This window comes from Paenibacillus profundus (assembly GCF_021369635.1).
In the GTDB taxonomy this organism is placed as follows: Bacteria; Bacillota; Bacilli; order Paenibacillales; family Paenibacillaceae; genus Paenibacillus_B; species Paenibacillus_B profundus.
This window is the reverse complement of record NZ_JAJNBZ010000008.1, coordinates 137295-157567: the sequence shown is the minus strand read 5'-3', so window position 1 is coordinate 157567 and position 20273 is coordinate 137295. Positions and strand designations below refer to the sequence as shown.

General features: G+C 49.8%; 19 protein-coding genes and 1 tRNA gene. 6 read left to right on the top strand and 14 right to left on the bottom strand.

The features are described from left to right. Nucleotides 1-21: 21 nt before the first annotated feature. On the bottom strand, nt 22-1755 hold the full coding sequence (gene lonB, locus LQV63_RS12835; RefSeq protein ID WP_019422395.1) for an ATP-dependent protease LonB: 1734 nt from the start codon (nt 1753-1755) through the stop codon (nt 22-24). Nucleotides 1756-1854: 99 nt separating this feature from the next. Continuing rightward, nucleotides 1855-3273, bottom strand: coding sequence for an alanine/glycine:cation symporter family protein (locus tag LQV63_RS12830; protein ID WP_233697008.1), 1419 nt, complete (start codon nt 3271-3273; stop codon nt 1855-1857). Between the two features lie 290 nt (nt 3274-3563). Between LQV63_RS12830 and LQV63_RS12825 the strand changes: the two genes are divergently transcribed. After that, nucleotides 3564-4604 carry a M23 family metallopeptidase gene (locus LQV63_RS12825; protein ID WP_233697007.1) on the top strand — a complete coding sequence of 347 codons (1041 nt, stop codon included), beginning with the start codon at nt 3564-3566 and terminating at the stop codon, nt 4602-4604. A 39-nt stretch (nt 4605-4643) separates the two neighbouring features. Further along, a complete protein-coding gene (locus LQV63_RS12820) occupies nt 4644-5069 on the top strand; it encodes a bactofilin family protein (protein ID WP_233697006.1) in 426 nt (141 codons plus the stop codon). 89 nt (nt 5070-5158) lie between these two features. On the opposite strand, the gene ispG is transcribed toward LQV63_RS12820, so the two are convergent. The 5 genes from ispG to LQV63_RS12795 form a co-directional block, all read right to left on the bottom strand. Continuing rightward, complete coding sequence (gene ispG / locus LQV63_RS12815; RefSeq protein WP_019422399.1) at nt 5159-6256, bottom strand: flavodoxin-dependent (E)-4-hydroxy-3-methylbut-2-enyl-diphosphate synthase; 1098 nt, start codon at nt 6254-6256, stop codon at nt 5159-5161. Nucleotides 6257-6299: 43 nt separating this feature from the next. Further along, nucleotides 6300-7547 (bottom strand): ATP-dependent protease ATP-binding subunit ClpX, encoded by a 1248-nt coding sequence (gene clpX, locus LQV63_RS12810; protein WP_019422400.1) that lies wholly within the window; start codon nt 7545-7547, stop codon nt 6300-6302. A 13-nt stretch (nt 7548-7560) separates the two neighbouring features. Further along, nucleotides 7561-8157 (bottom strand): ATP-dependent Clp endopeptidase proteolytic subunit ClpP, encoded by a 597-nt coding sequence (gene clpP, locus LQV63_RS12805; protein ID WP_019422401.1) that lies wholly within the window; start codon nt 8155-8157, stop codon nt 7561-7563. Nucleotides 8158-8489: 332 nt separating this feature from the next. Continuing rightward, complete coding sequence (gene tig, locus LQV63_RS12800; RefSeq protein WP_233697005.1) at nt 8490-9776, bottom strand: trigger factor; 1287 nt, start codon at nt 9774-9776, stop codon at nt 8490-8492. Between the two features lie 181 nt (nt 9777-9957). After that, nucleotides 9958-10896, bottom strand: a complete 939-nt coding sequence (locus tag LQV63_RS12795; RefSeq protein WP_233697004.1) for a hypothetical protein — start codon at nt 10894-10896, stop codon at nt 9958-9960. A gap of 301 nt (nt 10897-11197) precedes the next feature. On the opposite strand from LQV63_RS12795, the gene LQV63_RS12790 reads away from it, so the two are divergent. Together LQV63_RS12790 and LQV63_RS12785 are read left to right on the top strand one after the other, a co-directional pair. After that, nucleotides 11198-11274, top strand: a tRNA-Arg gene (locus tag LQV63_RS12790). Between the two features lie 299 nt (nt 11275-11573). Further along, nucleotides 11574-11876 carry a DUF4870 domain-containing protein gene (locus tag LQV63_RS12785; protein ID WP_233697003.1) on the top strand — a complete coding sequence of 101 codons (303 nt, stop codon included), beginning with the start codon at nt 11574-11576 and terminating at the stop codon, nt 11874-11876. An 89-nt stretch (nt 11877-11965) separates the two neighbouring features. On the opposite strand, the gene LQV63_RS31400 is transcribed toward LQV63_RS12785, so the two are convergent. Genes LQV63_RS31400 through LQV63_RS12775 form a run of 3 tightly spaced genes read right to left on the bottom strand, consistent with a single transcriptional unit; the run spans nt 11966 to nt 12845 of the window. After that, on the bottom strand, nt 11966-12094 hold the full coding sequence (locus LQV63_RS31400; protein WP_019422405.1) for a hypothetical protein: 129 nt from the start codon (nt 12092-12094) through the stop codon (nt 11966-11968). Nucleotides 12095-12144: 50 nt separating this feature from the next. Then, nucleotides 12145-12495, bottom strand: coding sequence for a carboxypeptidase (locus tag LQV63_RS12780; RefSeq protein ID WP_233697002.1), 351 nt, complete (start codon nt 12493-12495; stop codon nt 12145-12147). A gap of 38 nt (nt 12496-12533) precedes the next feature. Continuing rightward, nucleotides 12534-12845, bottom strand: a complete 312-nt coding sequence (locus LQV63_RS12775) for a hypothetical protein (protein ID WP_233697001.1) — start codon at nt 12843-12845, stop codon at nt 12534-12536. 268 nt (nt 12846-13113) lie between these two features. Between LQV63_RS12775 and asnB the strand changes: the two genes are divergently transcribed. Beyond that, nucleotides 13114-14961, top strand: a complete 1848-nt coding sequence (gene asnB / locus LQV63_RS12770; protein WP_233697000.1) for an asparagine synthase (glutamine-hydrolyzing) — start codon at nt 13114-13116, stop codon at nt 14959-14961. Nucleotides 14962-15313: 352 nt separating this feature from the next. Here asnB and LQV63_RS12765 read toward each other — a convergent pair whose 3' ends face one another. The 4 genes from LQV63_RS12765 to LQV63_RS12750 all read right to left on the bottom strand — a co-directional run bounded on the left by LQV63_RS12765 (nt 15314) and on the right by LQV63_RS12750 (nt 19319). Further along, nucleotides 15314-16612 (bottom strand): homocysteine synthase, encoded by a 1299-nt coding sequence (locus LQV63_RS12765; RefSeq protein ID WP_019422409.1) that lies wholly within the window; start codon nt 16610-16612, stop codon nt 15314-15316. 149 nt (nt 16613-16761) lie between these two features. Continuing rightward, on the bottom strand, nt 16762-17403 hold the full coding sequence (locus tag LQV63_RS12760) for an XTP/dITP diphosphatase (RefSeq protein ID WP_233696999.1): 642 nt from the start codon (nt 17401-17403) through the stop codon (nt 16762-16764). Beyond that, complete coding sequence (gene rph / locus LQV63_RS12755) at nt 17387-18172, bottom strand: ribonuclease PH (protein ID WP_019422411.1); 786 nt, start codon at nt 18170-18172, stop codon at nt 17387-17389. The genes LQV63_RS12760 and rph overlap by 17 nt, the downstream gene beginning before the upstream one ends. Nucleotides 18173-18248: 76 nt before the next feature. After that, a complete protein-coding gene (locus LQV63_RS12750; protein ID WP_233696998.1) occupies nt 18249-19319 on the bottom strand; it encodes a GerMN domain-containing protein in 1071 nt (356 codons plus the stop codon). Nucleotides 19320-19599: 280 nt separating this feature from the next. Between LQV63_RS12750 and LQV63_RS12745 the strand changes: the two genes are divergently transcribed. After that, nucleotides 19600-20172, top strand: coding sequence for a phosphatidylglycerophosphatase A family protein (locus LQV63_RS12745; protein ID WP_233696997.1), 573 nt, complete (start codon nt 19600-19602; stop codon nt 20170-20172). Nucleotides 20173-20273 lie beyond the last annotated feature (101 nt).

The window sequence follows — 20273 nt, the reverse complement described above, 5'->3', positions numbered from 1 at the left end:
TAAAACACCAATGTGCTGGACTTAAGCGAAGCCATTTGGTTCGGAATGCTTCGTATTGTCCGAGGCTTCCGCATGCATAAGCGGCATCGCTGCGCCCGAAGTCCGTTCGAACGGCTTCGTCATTTGCAGCGGGTCTTCCTGCATGTGACTGCCAAAGGAATGAGCGAATGCTTCATCCACATGCTCAATAGGAATCACTTGTAATCCACCCAAGTCTGCGAAGATTTCCTGCCAATTCTCCTTAGGGATAAGTACCCGTGTCGCGCCAGCCTGAAATGCGGCCTCTACCTTAGCCAGCACACCGCCTACTGGCTTGATGCGACCGTGTATGCTCATTTCTCCAGTCATCGCCAGCTTGTTGTCCACCGGCCACTGATTAAGTGCCGAAGCGATGGCAACCGCCATGGCCATTCCGGCCGACGGCCCGTCTACAGGTGAACCGCCCGGGAAATTGATGTGCAGATCGTAATTGGCCGTCTCATAGCCTAAGCTGCGCAGCACGGTAAGGACGTTCTCCACTGAGCCTTTCGCCATGCTCTTCCGGCGCAAGGTTCGGCTTCCGCCGCCTAACTCCTCTTCATCCACCGCACCTGTAACTGTATACTTCCCGTGGCCATTCTTCACCCGGATCGCGCTCACTTCGATTTCAAGCAGGGCCCCCATACTCGGGCCGTATACGGCAAGTCCATTAACAAGACCCACTTGCGGCTCTGCAGGCACTTTGCGGTCCGGTCGCGGAGCAATTTGACTGCAGTTCGCTACCCATTCCACATCTGCAGCCTCGATAGCAGATCGTCCTTCTGACATGGCAAGACCTGCGGCCAATTGCACGATATTAACCGCTTCCCGGCCATTCGTAGCATATTTTTTGACCATATCGACCGCTTCTTTCGAGGGCGGGAACCCGATCTTGCGCACTGCATGATCCGCAATGGATTCAATCTCATCCGGCAGGAGCGGACGGAAATAAATCTCCATACAGCGCGAACGAAGCGCCGGAGACAGATCCTGAGGGGACCTCGTTGTTGCTCCCACCAGACGGAAGTCTGCTGGCAGACCATTTTGAAAAATATCATGAATATACGTCGGAATGTTCGAATCCTCGGAATTGTAATAAGCGCTCTCAAGGAACACCTTCCGATCTTCGAGCACTTTCAGCAGCTTGTTCATCTGTATCGGATGAAGCTCACCGATTTCATCGATGAAGAGCATACCGCCATGCGCCTTGGTCACTGCTCCCGGCTTCGGCTGCGGGATACCGGCGACTCCCATTGCGCCAGCTCCTTGATAAATCGGATCATGCACCGAACCAATTAATGGATCGGCGATGCCCCGTTCATCGAAGCGAGCGGTCGTCGCATCAATTTCCGTAAATTTCGATTCCATCGTAAAAGGGGAGCTCGGATTTTTCTTCGCTTCCTCCAACACAACACGTGCTGCCGCTGTCTTGCCCACCCCCGGTGGACCGTAAACAATGACATGCTGCGGGTTCGAGCTGCATAACGCGGCCTTCAACGCCTTCAGGCCATCACGCTGCCCGACGATATCGTTCATTGTCGTCGGTCTCGTCTTTTCCGCTAGCGGTTTCGTTAATGAAATGGATCGCAGCCTGCGCAATTTGTCCATTTCCTTCTTCGACTCGCGATCAACTGCGGAGCGGTTACCTTTCTGACTGCGGAGCAAATTCCAGAAATAAATGCCGATTACAACGGCAAAAAACGCGTTGATTAGCATCAATATTACACTTAAGTTCATCGTTCCATCCTCCCGTGACGCCTATTTCAGGCACAAAAAATCCGGCAAAGTTTAATACTTGGTAGTATTGCCCTTTGCCGGATGCATTATAAGTTTGTTTTAGTCAGAGTTTGAATTTCGTTCCCAACATTCGGCATGCTTTAATCCAGGAACCGAATCCGCATAAAATACGGGCTCTTCGCCAAGCTTGCGCTGCCGCATATAATCCTTCAATGCCGCAAACGCCACTTTTCCCAGAAGCATGATGACAATCAAGTTGATGAACGCCATGAAACCCATGAACAGGTCGGCCAAGTTCCATACGAACGTAAGCTTGGCGACGGAGCCGAACAACACCATTCCTACGACCCCAAGGCGATAAGCGAGCAACCAGCCCTTTTTCTTCGTAATGAACTCGATATTGCTCTGCCCGTAATAATAATTTCCGATAAGCGAAGTGAACGCAAACAAAAAGATAGCTAAGCCAACGAACATGTGCGCCCAATCCCCGACCTGCGAAGCAAGCGCATATTGCGTCAATCTGATTCCATCCAGTTCCCCAGTCGCGGAGACGCCTGAAAACAGAATGATGAATGCCGTCGCCGAACAGACGAGCAGCGTATCGACGAACACGCCGAACGATTGAACCAAGCCTTGCTTAACCGGATGCGTAACATGAGCGGTCGCCGCGGCATTCGGAGCGCTCCCCATCCCGGCCTCGTTCGAGAACAAGCCGCGTTTGATCCCGTTCATAACGGCGGCTCCGATTCCCCCTGCTGCCGCTTCCTGAAATCCGAATGCACTCTTCACAATGGAAACGAACACACCCGGAATGGCGTCAAAATTGATGACCATGACGAACAATGCGATCGCAATATAAGCAAGCGCCATAATCGGCACGATTGTAGCCGATACTTTCGCGATTCTCTGCACGCCGCCGAATATCGTCGGAACGACAAGCACCGCAAGAATGATCCCCATATAGAGAGGATCCAGGTTGAACATATCCTGAAACGCAGCACTTACGGTATTCGCCTGTACGGAGTTAAACACAAATCCGAAACTGAACGTAATAAGAATGGCGAACACGATGCCAAGCCAGCGCGCATTGAGCGCCTTTTCCATATAGTAAGCCGGACCTCCGCGGAAATGCTTGCCGTCGCGCACCTTGTATACCTGTGCCAGCGTCGATTCTACGAATCCGGAGGCGGCTCCGATGAGCGCAATGGCCCACATCCAGAACACAGCCCCCGGACCCCCGAGCGAGATGGCGAGGGCTACCCCTGCCAAATTGCCCGTACCTACACGGGAAGCCGTGCTCATCGCAAACGCTTGGAAAGAGGATACGCCCTTCTCCTGGCCACTCGTCTTTTTGGTATCGCGTCCCAACATGATGCGGAATGTTTCTTTTATCGCCGAAAGCTGAACGAATCTCGTTCGCAGCGAAAAATAAAGTCCTGCGGCAATTAATATAAAAATGAGCATGAAGTACCATAGATCATTAAAGTATCCTATCGAGTCTTGGATTTTTTCAATCATATACCGCACCCTTTCTGATTGTATATCTGCTAGCTGATTTGCGATATGTTAAGTTTACTAACACGCAACAAGAATGATTGTAACTTAAATCAATGCTGATAGCAAAATGTTTTTTATCACAATGTTATTTGTGATAAATTTTTCCTCTTATCAATCGACACCTATTGTTTTATTCCGTCAAATATTGTCTTTTTTCGCTTCCAATTTTCTATACTTCATGTACAATAGGAGTGTTGTATGTAAATATGAACACCTACTCAAACCCGTAGTATTAAAGGGAGGAAGAACCGATGGCCAGGTCTGATGACCGCAGCTGGACATGGATGCTCATTCGGGGCGCCAATCGACCAGCGATTCAATATAGACTGCCTAAGGCTATAGTTATGCTTGTCACCTTTGTTATCATTCTTATTTTTCTGACTCTGCTTATATCGTTCGTTATTCAGCGAGCTACCATTCATTACACCCTCACACAAGTTGAACAGCTTCAGTCTGATCTCACGCAAAAGGAACGCCAGCTTGCCGAAATGAACCGGCAATTATCCGTCATCACTGCCTCCTCCAATCAAATGAAGGAACGGATGGACAAAGTGGCGCAGTGGGAACGCCAACTGCGGTCCTATCTTCATGTATCGAGCAAGACGGACACACCATCGACACGGAAGTCACCTCCGCCAGCATCCAATGAGCGGCCTTTTGCACAGCTTCCTGGCTTAATGCCTGTGGGCGGTGAATTTATTGAGTCAGTCTTGCCTCCGCAGCGACTATCATCTACTTCAGGGCGGACGCAGTCCTTGCTTGCCGAACATCCCGCATTAGCGATGTGGTATGACTCACACAGGCAGCTGAAGCAAATGGAGCGAACCTGGAAGGAGTGGGATACACAGATTCCACTCTTGCTTGAACAGGCAGATTCTTTTAAGAAGAAGCTGGATGCTACGCCAACTCTATGGCCTACAGAGAGCACACGCATCACATCAGTATTCGGAGACCGAGACGATCCATTCCACCGCAGCAATGCGTTTCACGCAGGCTTGGATATTAGCGGAAACACCGGCGACAGCATCTATGCCGCCGCCGAAGGTGAAGTAATTGAATCGGATGTTGATGAGCTGAAAGGCAACTTTATTATTATTAAGCATCAAAGCGGGCTCTCCACCCGATATTTGCATATGAACAAACGCGTGGCCCAAAGAGGAGATAAGGTAATAAAAGGACAAATTATCGGAGAAGTAGGTTCCACCGGCAGGAGCACCGGGCCTCACTTGCATTTCGAAATCCGTCAAAGCGATCAAGCTATCGATCCGGAGGGCTACATTAGCCCGCCGTGATCACCTAACAACGTTATTATAAGAAAGAGGGGACTAGGTATGTTTTCCAAAGCATCGAATGCCAAAAAGCCGCCAGGTACCGATACGTTAATCGGGCAGGCGACGAAGCTGGAAGGACAATTGGATTGCGATACTGATTTGCGTATAGAAGGCACCGTCAAAGGGGACGTCACTTGCAGCCGCGATGTCACAATTGGGGAAACCGGCATCGTAGAATCTAATATGCGGGCCGCTAACGTCATCATTGCAGGCACGTTGAACGGAGATGTTGACGTGACGGGAACGCTTATCATCGAACAGACCGGTCGACTGACCGGCAATACAAGCTGCAGCGCTTTTATCATTAAAGAAGGCGGGCATTTCAACGGGACGAGCCGCATGTCAGTCGAAGCCCATGACAAGCAATCAGCCAAGCACGGCAAAGCGGCAAAGCAACGTGCCGCCGAGGCAGCGATGGAATCCTAATTACATAGAGGTTTTTGAACACGCATATTAGTCACAAAAAAACACACGAACGGTTGCTCGTAACGTTCGTGTGTTTACGTATATAACTGTTAATGCTTGCGGCCCGGAATCTTGCCGGTGCGTTCATATTCAGTCACGATATAATCGATTTCTTTCTTTAATTCGGAGACAAGCTCCTGCTCAGGCACTTTGCGAATCATTTCTCCGTAACGGAATAGCAGTCCCTCTCCGCGGGCACCGGCAATGCCGATATCTGCCTCACGGGCTTCGCCTGGTCCATTGACGGCACAGCCGAGCACCGATACTTTAATCGGCACTTTCAGCTTCGAGATGTACTCTTCCACCTCGTTCGCAATCGAGAACAGGTCAATATCCAGCCGACCGCAAGTCGGACAGGATACAAGCGTTGCCGCATTCGTAATTAAGCCGAACGACTTCAACAGCTCGCGTGCCACCTTCACCTCTTCGACGGGGTCAGCACTTATGCTTACGCGAACCGTCGAACCAATCCCCATCGCCAAAAGCGCCCCGAGGCCGGCAGCGCTCTTCACCGTACCGGAAAACAGCGTCCCTGCTTCGGTAATACCTAAATGGAGGGGATATGGAATGACCTCGGCTGCTTTTGTATAGGCTGCTATCGCCATTGGCACATCCGATGCCTTCAGTGACACGATAATATCGTGGAAATCGAGCTCCTCCAATATTCCGATATGGAACAAGGCGCTTTCCACCATCGCTTCCGGAGTCGGGTAGCCGTATTTTTCAAGCAAATGATTCTCAAGCGAACCCGCGTTCACTCCGATACGAATCGGAATCCCGCGTTCTTTGCACGCTTTCACCACAGCTTCGACCTTCTCACGGCGTCCAATATTCCCCGGATTAATACGCACTTTGTCAATGCCGTTCTCGATCGCTTTTAGCGCCAAGCGGTAGTCAAAATGAATATCTGCGACGAGAGGTATGGAAATTTGCTCCTTAATGTCCTTAATCGCTTCCGCCGCTTCTTGATTGTTGACAGTGACGCGGACAATCTGACATCCCGCTTCTTCCAGACGATGAATCTCGGCAACGGTAGCTTGCACGTCTGCCGTCTTCGTCGTACACATACTCTGGATGATAACGTCGTTGCTTCCGCCAATCGTTACATTGCCTACTTGAACAGGTCTAGTCTGATGTCGCAAATACATGATTCACTCTCTCCCATGCCGGAAACGAACGGAAAAGCGCCGGTTAGGCGCTCTCCTCTTGCTTCTTATCCGTCGTTAGTTCCGGAATCATTCGTTCACGGACCACTTGTTCCGTTATGACACATGTCGTAATATCGTCACGCGACGGCACTTCATACATTACATCGAGCATGATGCCCTCGATGATCGCCCGCAGTCCGCGCGCACCTGTGCTTCGTTTGATGGCTTCGCGCGCGATAGCCTCCAATGCGCTCGCTTCAAATTCTAGCTTCACATTGTCCATCTCAAGCAGCTTCTGATACTGCTTCGTGAGCGCGTTCTTCGGCTCGCTCAAGATACGGACAAGCGTATGCTCATCAAGCGGCTCCAATGTAGAGATGACCGGCAAGCGGCCTACGAATTCCGGAATCAGGCCGAACTTAAGCAAGTCTTCCGGAAGCGTCATAGACAAATATTCACCCGGTTTCAGGTCCTTCTGTCCGCCATCCGCGTTAAAGCCGATAATTTTCTTCCCGACACGACGCTTAATGAGTTGTTCAAGGCCGTCAAATGCCCCGCCGCAAATAAACAAAATGTTCGTGGTGTCGATTTGAATAAATTCTTGATGCGGGTGCTTGCGTCCGCCTTGCGGTGGAACCGAAGCAACCGTACCCTCCAAAATTTTGAGCAGCGCTTGCTGCACACCTTCGCCCGACACATCGCGCGTAATGGAAGGATTCTCGGATTTGCGCGCCACTTTATCGATTTCGTCAATATAAATAATGCCGCGCTCCGCTTTTTCCACATCATAATCTGCTGCTTGAATCAGCTTGAGCAAAATGTTCTCTACGTCTTCACCGACATAGCCCGCTTCCGTCAAGGAAGTCGCATCCGCAATCGCAAACGGAACATTCAAAATCTTTGCCATCGTCTGCGCCAAGAGCGTCTTACCCGAACCTGTAGGTCCGACTAACAAAATATTACTCTTCTGCAGTTCGACGTCTTCGATCTTGTTCTGCGTATTGATACGCTTGTAGTGATTGTATACGGCTACGGACAGCGATTTCTTTGCTTGCTCCTGACCGATGACGTACTGATCCAAAATCGAGCGAATTTCCTTTGGCTTTGGTATATCCTTCAGATCGATTTCTTCCTCATGACCGAGCTCTTCCTCGACAATCTCGTTGCACAGCTCGATACATTCGTCACATATATACACGCCTGGTCCAGCCACTAATTTACGTACTTGTTCCTGAGACTTGCCGCAGAACGAGCACTTCAATTGGCCTTTCTCATCATTAAATTTAAACACTCGGTATCCCCCCTTACTTCAGCTCTGGACTACCCGGATGCAGAACGTGGTCGACGAGGCCATATGCCTTCGCATCATCCGCGCTCATGAAGTTATCACGGTCTGTGTCGCGTTCAATTTTCTCCAGCGGTTGTCCCGTGCGTTCTACATAAATTTGGTTGAGCTTCTGTCTTGTCTTAATAATCCAGTCCGCATGAATCTTAATGTCGGACGCTTGCCCCCGCACTCCACCAAGCGGTTGGTGAATCATGATCTCGCTGTTCGGCAGTGCGATGCGTTTGCCCGGCGCTCCCGCCGTCAGCAGGAGAGACCCCATGCTGGCCGCCAAGCCGACACAAATCGTGGAGACGTCAGGCTTGATGTGCTGCATCGTATCGAAGATGGCCATACCGGCCGTAACCGAACCACCTGGAGAATTAATGTACAAGTGAATATCCTTTTCCGGATCATCCGCCTGCAAGAACAACAATTGTGCAATGACGCTGTTAGCTACGTCATCATCGATTGCACTGCCTAAGAAAATGATGCGATCCTTAAGCAAGCGCGAGTAAATATCATAAGAGCGTTCGCCGCGATTTGTCTGTTCGATGACCATCGGGATTAAATTCATGGTACCGACCTCTTTTCTTTACAAAGCTATACATTTGTATTTTATCATTTTCTGTACTCGATGTCATTTTTACACCGATTACCAATAGTGTATGTACGGCAAATGGGCCTATTCCCTTGAAGCGATGAAGATCCTAATTTGAAATGCGTACGTGTATGGTACCCTAACCAGCAGCAGTCTACTTATACATTATGTACACCCTTACTCGGGTGGTGAACCGTTATGTGTGTGAATCGTGATAGGGCTTGGCTTATGAAAAAATAAGGCACGCCTTCGAGAGTAACGTGCCTTATCCTGTTACGCCGCAGGTGATGTCTGCAGCCGATATGCGATTATTTCTTGCTGTTGTCCACGAGGAATTTAATCGTTTTGCGAAGTGCAGCTTCTTCACGCAAGTTGTCAATCGTACCATTGTTTTCCAGAATAGTACGGATTTCGTCAGCCGAACGCTGATAAGATTGCGCCATTTTCTCAAGCTCTTCTTGCAACTCTTCATCCGTAATGGACACTTTTTCTTCTTTAGCGATTTGCTCCAACACGAGGTTGTTCTTCACGCGAGTGTTTGCTTCTTTTTGCATTTGTTCGCGCAAATCAGCAATTGTCTGACCAGACAACGTCAAGAACATATCAATGTTCATGCCTTGCATACGCAGGCGGTTGTCAAGATCCTTAACCATATGTTGAATTTCCGACTCGATCATCGCGTGTGGAATTTCCACTTCCGCGTTTTCAGCCGCTTTTTCTACCACTGCTGCTTCGCGAGCCGATTCAGCATCGCGCTCTTTGCGATCTTGAAGCTGCTTCTTCAAATCTGCTTTGTATTCGTCCAACGTTTCGAATTCACTTACGTCTTTAGCGAACTCATCATCGAGCTTAGGCAATTGCTTACGCTTGATTTCGTGAACTTTTACTTTGAAGACAGCCGGCTTGCCAGCCAAGTTCTCTGCATGATAATGCTCAGGGAACGTTACTTCAACGTCTTTGAAGTCGCCTGTGCCAAGACCTACCAATTGCTCTTCGAATCCAGGAATGAACGAGTTCGAGCCCAGTTCCAGCGTATAGCGTTCTGCTTTACCGCCTTCAAATGCTTCACCTTCAACGAATCCTTCGAAGTCGATGACGACGCTGTCGCCTGTCGCTGCCGTATCTTCGTCAACGATAACAAGCTCAGCATGACGCTCTTGCATACGCACGAGTTCAGCATTCAGCTCTTCTTCCGTAACTTCAACCTCTTGGTTCTCAACTTCGAGGCCTTTGTAATCTCCAAGCTTCACTTCAGGTTTAACCGTAACTTTTGCTTTGAATTTGAAAGACTGGCCTTTGCCAATCTGTTCAACTTCGATTTCCGGTTGGTCTACCGGGTTAACGTCTGTTTCCTTGAGTGCTTGGGAATATGCCTCTGGAAGCATAATGTCAATAGCTTCTTGGTACAAGCTTTCCACGCCATATTTTGCTTCAAAAATCGGGCGAGGCACTCGTCCTTTACGGAAACCAGGAACGTTCGCACGCTTAGACACTTTTTTAAATGCTTGGTCCAGTGCTTCCGTTACGCGATCCGCATTGACCTCAACTTCCAAAACCCCAACGTTCTTCTCTATTTTTTCCCAGGTTGCTTTCATTTTATGCCTTCCCCTCCAAAAAAAATCACATGGCTAGAGTGTACCATAACACGTCCTGAATAACCATTATAGTATAGCCGACTATGAAAACTTTTTCAAGATGGGCGTATTTACCACTTTAGAACTAATTTTGCCGTCAATTGACTCGCACTTAATTACAGCTGCAACCGCTGCTGACTGATTACTCTCCACTGAGCGAACGTGTAAGTGACCGGAGGGCACGCTCATAGATGATTCGCAAATTATCGGTTATTCCATATATGGTCTTCACTTCGAATTCTTCCTCTTCCAAGTGCAAGAGTCGCGCCACGATGCGATGCAAAGCCGCCGCCCAAGCATCCGCCTCCAGCTCTTCGCCCTCACACAGCCTGCGATAGATTTCCGTACCGTATATGAGCTTCAAATATTGATGCCACATCTCCTGGGCAAAGTAAGCCAGCGATGGTTCACGCACCGAAGCGGCATCGTTCACTCTGTCAATCGGCGCGATGGCAGCTGACGGAAAGGATGAGAGCTCAAGCGGTGTCGCTTCGACTTCGGCTACGATAATCTCTTGCCCGCGCATGAAGCGGACTTCACCTTCAACACCTCTGCGCTTCAACGTTTGCAAGATGCTGAATTGCAGTAGCGGATGAAGTTCTCGCTCCTTCAGCAGAAGCATGAGCGCATCGTCTACGCGCGCATCGTCCGCTACCGCAAGCTGCTCCAGAACCAACAGTTTGCGATCATCCATATCGCCTTCCGTAAGTGAAGTCAGCAGACGTTCCATATATTGCTCATCTGCGTGTACCTTCTCTTGAAATTGACGCCGAAGCATATCCTGTTCCGTCTCGTCTTCGGCAGCTGTTGTCTCACCGGTATGGACGGCTCCGAATTGCCAACCTTCCTCTGGTCGTTCTGCTTCCGGAAACGCCGAAGTCAACCATTGCAGCAATGCGTGCCATTCCGCGCGAATCTGGGAATCCTCCCCGTCGCACTGCAGCAAAAAGCGGAGCAAAGAAATCGCTTCTCCGTAACGTTCAGTTTCCAACATTCGGGTCAATTCAATTTGGTAGAAATCATGCGTCTTCGGAAATAGAACGACTTTATTTTTTGTCGATGGGGAATGTTCTTCCGGCATACGAGCACCTTCTTTCTATAACAAGCCAACTGCTTTGAACTCAGACGTATTCTTCTATAATATATCCTATGTATTTGCAACAAACCGTTACATTGGGTGCGGTTACGATTGCATTATAACATACCGCGCTCCCTCCTGTTCAACGGCCCTCCATCGCATCGGTTTGACAGGAATGAGAAGTGTGGTGCAATGCGGATTGCGAAGGATGTTAAAAAATATTAATGTTATTTTTAAATTTCCTATTGCATGAAGCTGATTCTTTTGATAAAATCATTAATGTTCTAATTTTTCTTCTTTACCTGTCCCAGTAGCTCAGCTGGATAGAGCAACGGCCTTCTAAGCCGTCGGTCGGGGGTTCGAATCCCTCCTGGGACGCCAATTGAGAATACATAATGCCGCCTATACAGGCGGCTTTTTTTGTGTCCAGCAACTGCTAAGGCATAAGCACAGAGCGAAAGTGTGCTAAAATACGCCTCGCCCGCCTTCACCCGTCGATGATGAATCCGATGACTTCACCGTGCGGGCAACCGCAGGTATTAGTCTGTTCAGCCCCGTTATAAATATCATAATACATTTGGTCTTGATACACGGTAAGGCCACTGGTTATTTCCAGTAATAGGTTACCGAATAATCTAATATACTGTACGTACTGCACATATCGTCGAAAGGAGACTAACATGTCGACTCGATATATATTGTCTTCGCTGAGCTATTTCAGCATTTTCTTCGCAGGGTTTATTTTGCCGCTTGTGATATGGCTCGTGGCGAGTGACCCATACATTAAACATCATGCTGGCCGCGCATTGTTTTCCCACATTCTTCCCTATGCGTTTATCGTTCTGGCAATCATCAGCTTGATTACAGCCCAGTTTTTGTTAAGTATCGGCTTCGTCATTATTATGGGTGTCGCGTCCTTGTTCATCTTCATCTGGAACGTTATTATGGGCGTGCGCGTGTTGCGTGAAGGCGGAGCGTTCTAATGTGGCTTCGAGACTGATTCGAAGGCCCCTGCCCTTTACTGGCAGGGGCCTTCGCCGTGCTGCTAGGATGCGCATTAGCATCCGACCCGCTATTTGTTTATGAATTCCCACGGGTTCTTCTCCGCAGGATGCTTATGATTGCCGGCAAGCACCGCATTGGCATGCTTCTTCTGATGAACGTACTTGTTGCCTTTGTTCTGCTTGAATTGTTCTGTCATTTGTATTCACCCCCTTTCCCAAGGAGTGCTGGAATGTCAAATGTGCCGCATTAATCCATCTGGAACAAATCATCGACCGCATAACGGACTTCAGTCGAACCTAGAACAGCATCCAAAAAATGTGACTTGGCATTAAAATCCACTCCATAATCACTTTTTACAAAGGTTTCCGCCGCAACCTCTTCAAACGCATTATGCATATTGTTGTCATACCAATCGTTAGCCAAGCTCGCATCATTGTGCACGACACGCACCAATTCGTAACCACCGTTACGGACGGGGGCAATATACGCAAGCAGCGGAATTTCTTTATCATCGGCCGGAATGATGCCGACCTCAGCGCATAATCGCCCGTCAATCTCCACAGGTCGCCGGAACTTGGTTGCTTTGATCTCAATCATGTTTGCTCTCCTCCGATTACAGAATGCCTATCCCGATGCTACGATTGCTGATCGAACATTTGCTCCACGAACCGCTTCGTATCTGCGGCACCAAGCTTATGGATGTACATATATACTGCATGCAATCTTTGCTGATAGGGAATGTTTATTTTTTCATTTGTTTGATTAGTGACCAGCATGAAACAGTCACGAAACGCATCGGTCTCCGCATCCCCCAAATCATCAATCAGCGCCTGCAAATGCTCACGTTCCGCTCCAGTCGCCTCAATAACGAATTCATAGCTCCCGGACGAAGGATCCGTAACGACCGTGCGTCGTTGAACGGACACGTAGTAAGGTTGGCGTTCCATTGCACACCTCCTTTTTTGTACCGCGCAGGCAATGGCGTTCATCAAAAACAACATGAATGCCTTCATCATTTCCAACAGCATCATAGCGTATGCTAAGCGCGGTCGCTCTTCAGTGATATGACTCCAGAAGGAGTTTTTCTTATCATCTCCCGATGGACATACATCTTATGCTGTTTTTCGCATACCCATGGTATTATCTCAATCTTCCAGCTGTCCGGTTTATTCGGTCTTCCGGGGGACAGATTGATGCGGAGAGGATGAACGTAACATGTGTGGAATAACAGGTTGGATTGACTGGCACCGGGACTTGACGCAATGCTCCGGCATTTTAGAGCAAATGACCGAAACATTATCAGCGCGCGGCCCGGATGCCAAAGGAACGTGGATCTCCGGACCCTGTGCACTAGGGCATCGGAGGTTGTCCGTCATTGACCCGGTAAACGGCGTACAACCGATGATTCGGCAAACAGAACGCGGCGCCTACGCCATCGCCTATAACGGTGAATTGTACAATACAAAGGAATTGAGATCCGATCTGCAAAGCCGCGGACATCAATTTCTCACACAATGTGATACCGAAGTGCTGCTTGTCGCTTATCTAGAGTGGAAGGATGCTTGTGTAGAGCGGCTGAACGGTATTTTTGCGTTTGCGATCTGGGATGAGGCGGAGCAACGGCTGTTCATGGCACGTGATCGGCTAGGGGTTAAACCGTTGTTCTATGCCCGTGGCGAAGGATGGTTCGTATTCGGTTCAGAGCCAAAGGCGCTCCTTGCCCACCCCGATATTGAGCCAATCATTGGTCTGGAAGGCATGGCGGAGATTTGGATGGTTGGCCCGGCGCGCACACCGGGACATGGAGTTTACGATGCTCTGTCTGAGCTTCGGCCTGGACATACACTTCGCTACGATTATAATGGTCTCGCCATGAGCACATATTGGAAACTGGAAAGCGTTCCACACGAAGAAAATGCCGAAGAGACTGCCTCGCATGTACGCATGCTGCTGGAGGATACGGTCGAGCGTCAGCTTATATCTGATGTGCCTGTGTGTACTTTGCTGTCAGGAGGATTAGACTCCAGCGCCTTAACCGCTTTAACCGTGCGCCATTACGAGCGGCATGGATTGGGCAAAGTTCATACGTACTCCGTTGACTACGTCGATAATGATAAGTACTTTCAAGCGCATGCTTTCCAGCCGAATGCAGATGAGCCTTGGATTCGGCGCATGGTTGAGGAGCTTGGCACAGAGCACCACTGGATAAAATTCGATACTCCTGAGCTGGTCGCTTCCTTGGAAGAGGCGGTGCGTGTCCGGGATTTGCCTGGCATGACAGATGTTGATGGATCTCTGCTGCGGTTCTGCCGTGAAATTAAACAAGGAGCCACCGTCGCACTCTCTGGGGAAGCTGCAGATGAGGTGTTCGGCGGCTATCCTTGGTTCCACCGGGAAGAGGCGCTCAGTGCCAACACCTTTCCCTGGGCGCTCGCAACCCCGCTCCGGGCGAGCCTGCTCAAGCCTGAAGTGGCAGAGCACATTCGTGCTGAGGAATACGTGGCGGACCGCTACGCGCAAGCGGTAGGCGAAGTTCCTGCCTTACCGGGAGAAGACGCTCAATCGGCTCGCATGCGGGTGATGTCGTATTTGAACATCACTCGCTTCATGCCGACTTTGCTCGATCGCAAAGACCGAATGAGCATGGGCGTCGGCTTGGAGGTGCGCGTGCCATATACCGATCACCGCCTGGTCGAATACGTCTTCAATACTCCATGGGAGATCAAGACTTATGGCGGACGAGAGAAAGGCCTGCTGCGTAAAGCGCTCGAAGGCGTACTCCCCGATGATGTTCTGTACCGTAAGAAGAGCCCCTATCCAAAGACACATAACCCGAATTACTTGAATATCGTACGCCGCAAAGCATTAGATCGTCTCGATGATTCAACTTCACCGCTGCATCAATTCGTCAATGAAGAGCGTATTCGCGACATCGCTGCTTCCGAGGAAGCTAGCTCCCATCTGCCGTGGTTCGGCCAATTGATGTCTGGCCCGCAGCTGTTCGCTTATTTGCTGCAGGTCGATGTATGGCTCAGAGAATATAACATACGGGTGGCTTGGTAACGGATAAACTTCTTTTAACTCAGCAAAATGATGACAAGTCCTGTATCGGCATGACGTCCCAACGTCAGCCGGTATGGGGCTCTTCTTTAACTCATCATCCACGAGAATTATTTGTCTTTTTAATACTCGTAGTTCCACTCGTCTTCGAGGCTTTGGTTTATTCATAATCTCGATTCATACGTGCGGCCGTCAAGTTATTTCATTCTCGTTTACAATCAAGCGCAGCATGAAAAAACGCAGCCTTACGGCTGCGCTGTATGACTATGTTGTGATGTGCCATCTTATGTGACTGCTACCCGGGCAAAGTCCTTCTTCTCGCCAGACTCAACTGATGAGCCTGACAGGCCATTTATTAGCTAGATTGGCTTGCCGCAATGGCTTGCTCCAAATCATACAAAATATCGTCAATCGATTCGGTACCGATGGATAAACGGATAATTCCGGGACCTACGCCTGCCCCAATTTGCTCTTCCTCGCTCAATTGCTGATGCGTTGTGCTTGCCGGGTGAATGATAAGCGACTTCGAGTCGCCGACATTAGCTAAGTGCGAAAATAATTTAACGTGGTTAATAATCTTCCGTCCTGCCTCGATGCCGCCTTTAATTTCAAAGGTTAAAATAGCGCCTTGGCCTTTTGGCATATATTTCTGCACCAGATCGTAGGATCGATGACTTGGCAAGCCGCAATAGCTTACTGATTGTACGGCTTCATGGCTCTCCAGGAACTGAGCGACCTTCAAGGCATTCTCGCTATGCCGCTCCATGCGCAGATGCAGCGTCTCGAGTCCTTGCAGCAGCATGAAGGCATTGAACGGAGACAATGCGGCCCCCATATCGCGCATGAGCTGCACCCGAGCCTTGATAATATAAGCGATTGGTCCGACGGCTTCCGTATAGACCAGTCCGTGATAGCTTGGATCAGGCGTCGTTAATCCAGGGAATTTGTCATTGGATGTCCAATCGAACGTTCCACCGTCTACGATAACGCCCCCGATGGAGGTGCCGTGACCGCCGATGAACTTCGTAGCGGAATGAACGACGATGTCGGCGCCGTGTTCAAGCGGGCGAAGGAGGAACGGACTCGGGAATGTATTATCGACAATGAGCGGAATGCCGTGCTCATGGGCGATCTTGGCGACGGCTTCAATATCCAACACATCGCCTCGAGGATTGCCGATAACCTCCGCGTAGAGCGCCTTGGTCTTATCTGTAATCGCTTTGCGGAAGTTCTCCGGTTCGCTCGAATCAACGAAACGCACCTTAATGCCCAGCTTATTGAGCGTGGTGGAGAAAAGATTGTGCGTTCCACCGTATAAGCTGGTGGCGGATACGATCTCGTCGCCTGCGCCGGCAATGTTCAAGATGGCGTATGTAATCGCCGCTTGTCCCGATGCCGTCGCGAGCGCGCCCGCTCCGCCTTCCAATGCAGCAACCCGTTTCTCGAACACGTCGGTAGTCGGATTCATCAAGCGTGTATAAATATTGCCAAATTCCTTCAAAGCGAACAAATCCGCCGCATGATCGGTATCTTTAAATGCATAAGACGTTGTCTGATACAATGGAACCGCTCGTGATAAGGTTGTAGGATCCACCTCTTGGCCGGCATGAACCGCCAGCGTTTCAAATCCAAATGTCCGTGTTGCCTCACTCATAATCATCCATCCTCCTTTGCCTTGTTGGAAAATATTCTCTCACATTTTCTCGCGCTTGGGAAGGACTAAATCTGAGTAACCTTATAGAAAAAGACACCTAAACATGCATAATGCGGCTAGGTGTCTCATATAAAGCTAAATTTGCAGTTTTAGCGCAGCTTCTGCTGAAGCTGTCGGATGGCATCTCCGCGGTGGCTGATGCTTTGCTTCTCTTCTGGCGACAGCTCTGCCATCGTACGGCCGAAATGAGGCAAGTAGAACAGCGGATCGTAGCCAAAGCCGTTCCTGCCGCGCGCTTCACCGATAATATAACCATCGGCCGTTCCCTGTACTTCCAAAGCTTGACATGAAGCCGGATCATACAGCGCCAGCACGCATACAAATTGTGCCTCGCTCAATACCTGAGCTCCCGCATCGAGCGACAGACCTGCTCCCATGTCCTTCGGCTGCAGCTTCGCCAGTTCTACCAGAAGCTTCGCATTGTTAGACTGGTCGTTGCCGTGCTCGCCTGCATAGCGCGCGGAATAGACGCCCGGCGCCCCGTCAAGGCGTGCTACGCACAGCCCAGAATCATCGGCCAGCACCGGAAGCGCTACAATTTCCGCCATCGTCTTCGCCTTCTTCAACGCATTCTCTGCAAAGGTCTTGCCGTCTTCTTCGATATCCGGAATATGCGGGAAATCCGCCATGCTCAATACTTGCTTGCCCAAAGGGGAGAAGGCAAGCTGAAATTCCTTCAGCTTGCCTTGGTTCTGTGTCGCAATAATAATCGTATTACTTGCGATTTCCATGTCCGCCAGCCCCCCCTGTCGCAGTCATTGCCTGCACGGCAATTTTATCCGCGATAGGTCCGAGCGCTTCCTTCTGCAGCTCCACGATATTCATAATTCCCTTTTCTGCGCTCGCGAGGAGCTCGTTCAATTCCTCGCGCGAGAACGGGCTGTCTTCGCCTGTCCCTTGAACTTCGACGAATTTTCCGTTCCCGGTCATGACTACGTTCATATCTACTTTGGCTGTAGAGTCCTCATTATAGTTTAAGTCAAGCAGCGTTTCACCTTGAATAACCCCGACGCTGACGGAAGCCAAAAAGTCGGTGATCGGGAACTTCGGCAGCGAATGCTGAACTGCAATCTTGTTGATGGCCATGGCCATCGCGACAAACGCACCCGTAATCGAAGTCGTGCGCGTTCCCCCATCCGCCTGCAAAACATCACAATCGAGCGTAATCGTCCGTTCGCCGAGCGCATGCAGATCTACCACAGAACGCAGCGCGCGTCCTATTAGGCGCTGAATTTCCATCGTTCTACCATTGACTTTGCCGCGTGCCGATTCGCGCTGATTGCGAACTTGCGTCGCGCGCGGAAGCATGGAGTATTCCGCCGTTATCCACCCTTTGCCTTGACCTTTCATAAACGGGGGAACTTTCTCATCGACCGAAGCCGTACACATAACGACCGTGTCGCCTACTTCGATCATTACGGATCCTTCCGCATATTTATTCGTGTTCGTCCGAATCGTAATTGGGCGGAGGTCATCCGCCTTTCGTCCGTTGCTTCTCATGTAAGTGCCTCCTACAATTCCACTGTCATCCGTAAAGTAACATCCCCTATTCTACCAAAGACCTTGGCGAAAATCATCAACCTTTCCAAGCCAAGTTCACAACAGGACGTGCCACCGGCTCAGAATAGTCTTTCTTATCCGTACCTTGAATATCCGCCATGCCGTTCATTTTGACCTGCACCTTGGCGATGCCTTTCTGCTCTGTCATGGACAGCACGACGGCTTTTACCAGCTCCGCGGGAATCGGATCACCCTCTGTAAACATGCTGTCTGCCAAGTCCACCGTCAACGTATCGCCTGAACGGACAATTTCGTTAATTTTCGTTTCCTTCGTAATAGTCATGGCCATCGCCTTTTTATCGAGCGGACCTTCAATCATTTGCTCCAGCGCTGCCTGAATAGGATCGTCAGAAGGCTCGATCAGGCGCGTAACCGGAACAAAATATGATTTTCCGTCCTCACTGTAGCTCGAGAAATAGAGCGCGACCGGCATCGAATGCAAATAGTTCACCGTGTCCGGCTTCTCTACGTTAATCCCGAACTGACGGTTAAGAGGCACATCGAGCGGCATGCCATCCACGGGCATTTCATTCAATTTCTGCGAATCCATCCACAGCTGAACATTCTCGATATCTGGCAAAGAGGTCAGCGTCCACGTGATCGACTCCAATATTTTACGCTCCTGTGCCGGTTCATAGCTTGCAAACTGCTTCGACAGCTCGACAATAGCGAGCTTCTGATCCGGCTTGAGCGTCAAGTTCGTTACGGTTGTCCCTTTGGGGAGCGTCGCTGTAAATCCAGAAGGCAGCTTATCCTTATGCATGCCTCCCTCCACAAGCAATTCCATGGACGCTTGCGCCAGCGATTTCGTATTGTCCGCATCCCATTGGTACGAGATCGGAGCCAAATAACCGTGACGGTCCTGTATGAACACCGTCATGTTGGCATTCAATTGCGCTTCATCCTGCAGAGACGGGCTTGTCCCGAGCAAGCTGGTCTTTGCTTCCGCCGAGGCCAACATTTGCGCCTCCACATCAGCTGGCGGCTGATCTATCGCTCCGTCGCTTCCTCCACAAGCGCTAAGCAAAAAAGGCAGTGTCAGCACGACCGCGAGCGCCCCTTGTCGTAATCCTCGTGTCCGCATCATATGCGAAACACCTCCTTAATGACGATTTCGTCAGGGGTGACTATGATGCGTTCCCCTCCCGTTTGTCCTATGTATACGAGATGGCTGTCCAAAACATGACGATTTTAGGGATTTTAGTGAGGTTGTCCAAAAAGTCACCTTTTTTGAACACGCACTTTAAGGCAATTGCCTCCTCCTCTTTTAAGTAGAGGATGAAGGTATTGGGTGTATCATTGTCGTATACATAAGAGTACCCATCCGAAGAAATGATATGGGAGTGAAAGAAAAAGAGGTGACTGCTATGATTCAACCGCTCGAACCAACCGTTTCTCCTGAAGCAAAAAAACCGTATAGCCTAGATAGTGAAAAAGTGGAAAGTGCTACGCGCGAATGGCTGTTGAAACGTGGTGTGACCCTAGATAAAATCGCGGAGATCGTCATGTTTCTGCAGCAGAAGTATTTCCCGGAACTGACGATGGAGTACTGCATATATAATGTGGAGCAGGTGCTCAATAAGCGTGAAGTTCAGAATGCCGTATTGACGGGTATCCAGCTCGACATTATGGCTGAAGAAGGCAAACTAATTCCCGCCCTTCAGGAAATGGTGGAGAACGACGAGAGCTTGTATGGTGTGGATGAGGTGCTTGCATTCTCCATTGTTAACGTATATGGAAGCATCGGATTTACGAACTTCGGCTATGTCGATAAGCTAAAGCCAGGCATTCTAGAGAAGCTGAACGATAAGCAGGACGGTCAAATACATACGTTCCTGGACGATATCGTCGGAGCCATCGCGGCGGCGGCCAGCAGTAGAATCGCCCATAGGAAGCAGGCCGAACGCGAGAAGGAAATGGAGCAATTGCGGCAAAAATGAATAGGCACGATAAATAGAGCTGATGAAAACCGGTTGCGGTGATCATCAGCTTTTTTTGTGCGGATGCCTAACAATACGCAATTTCAATCCACGTTTCAGAT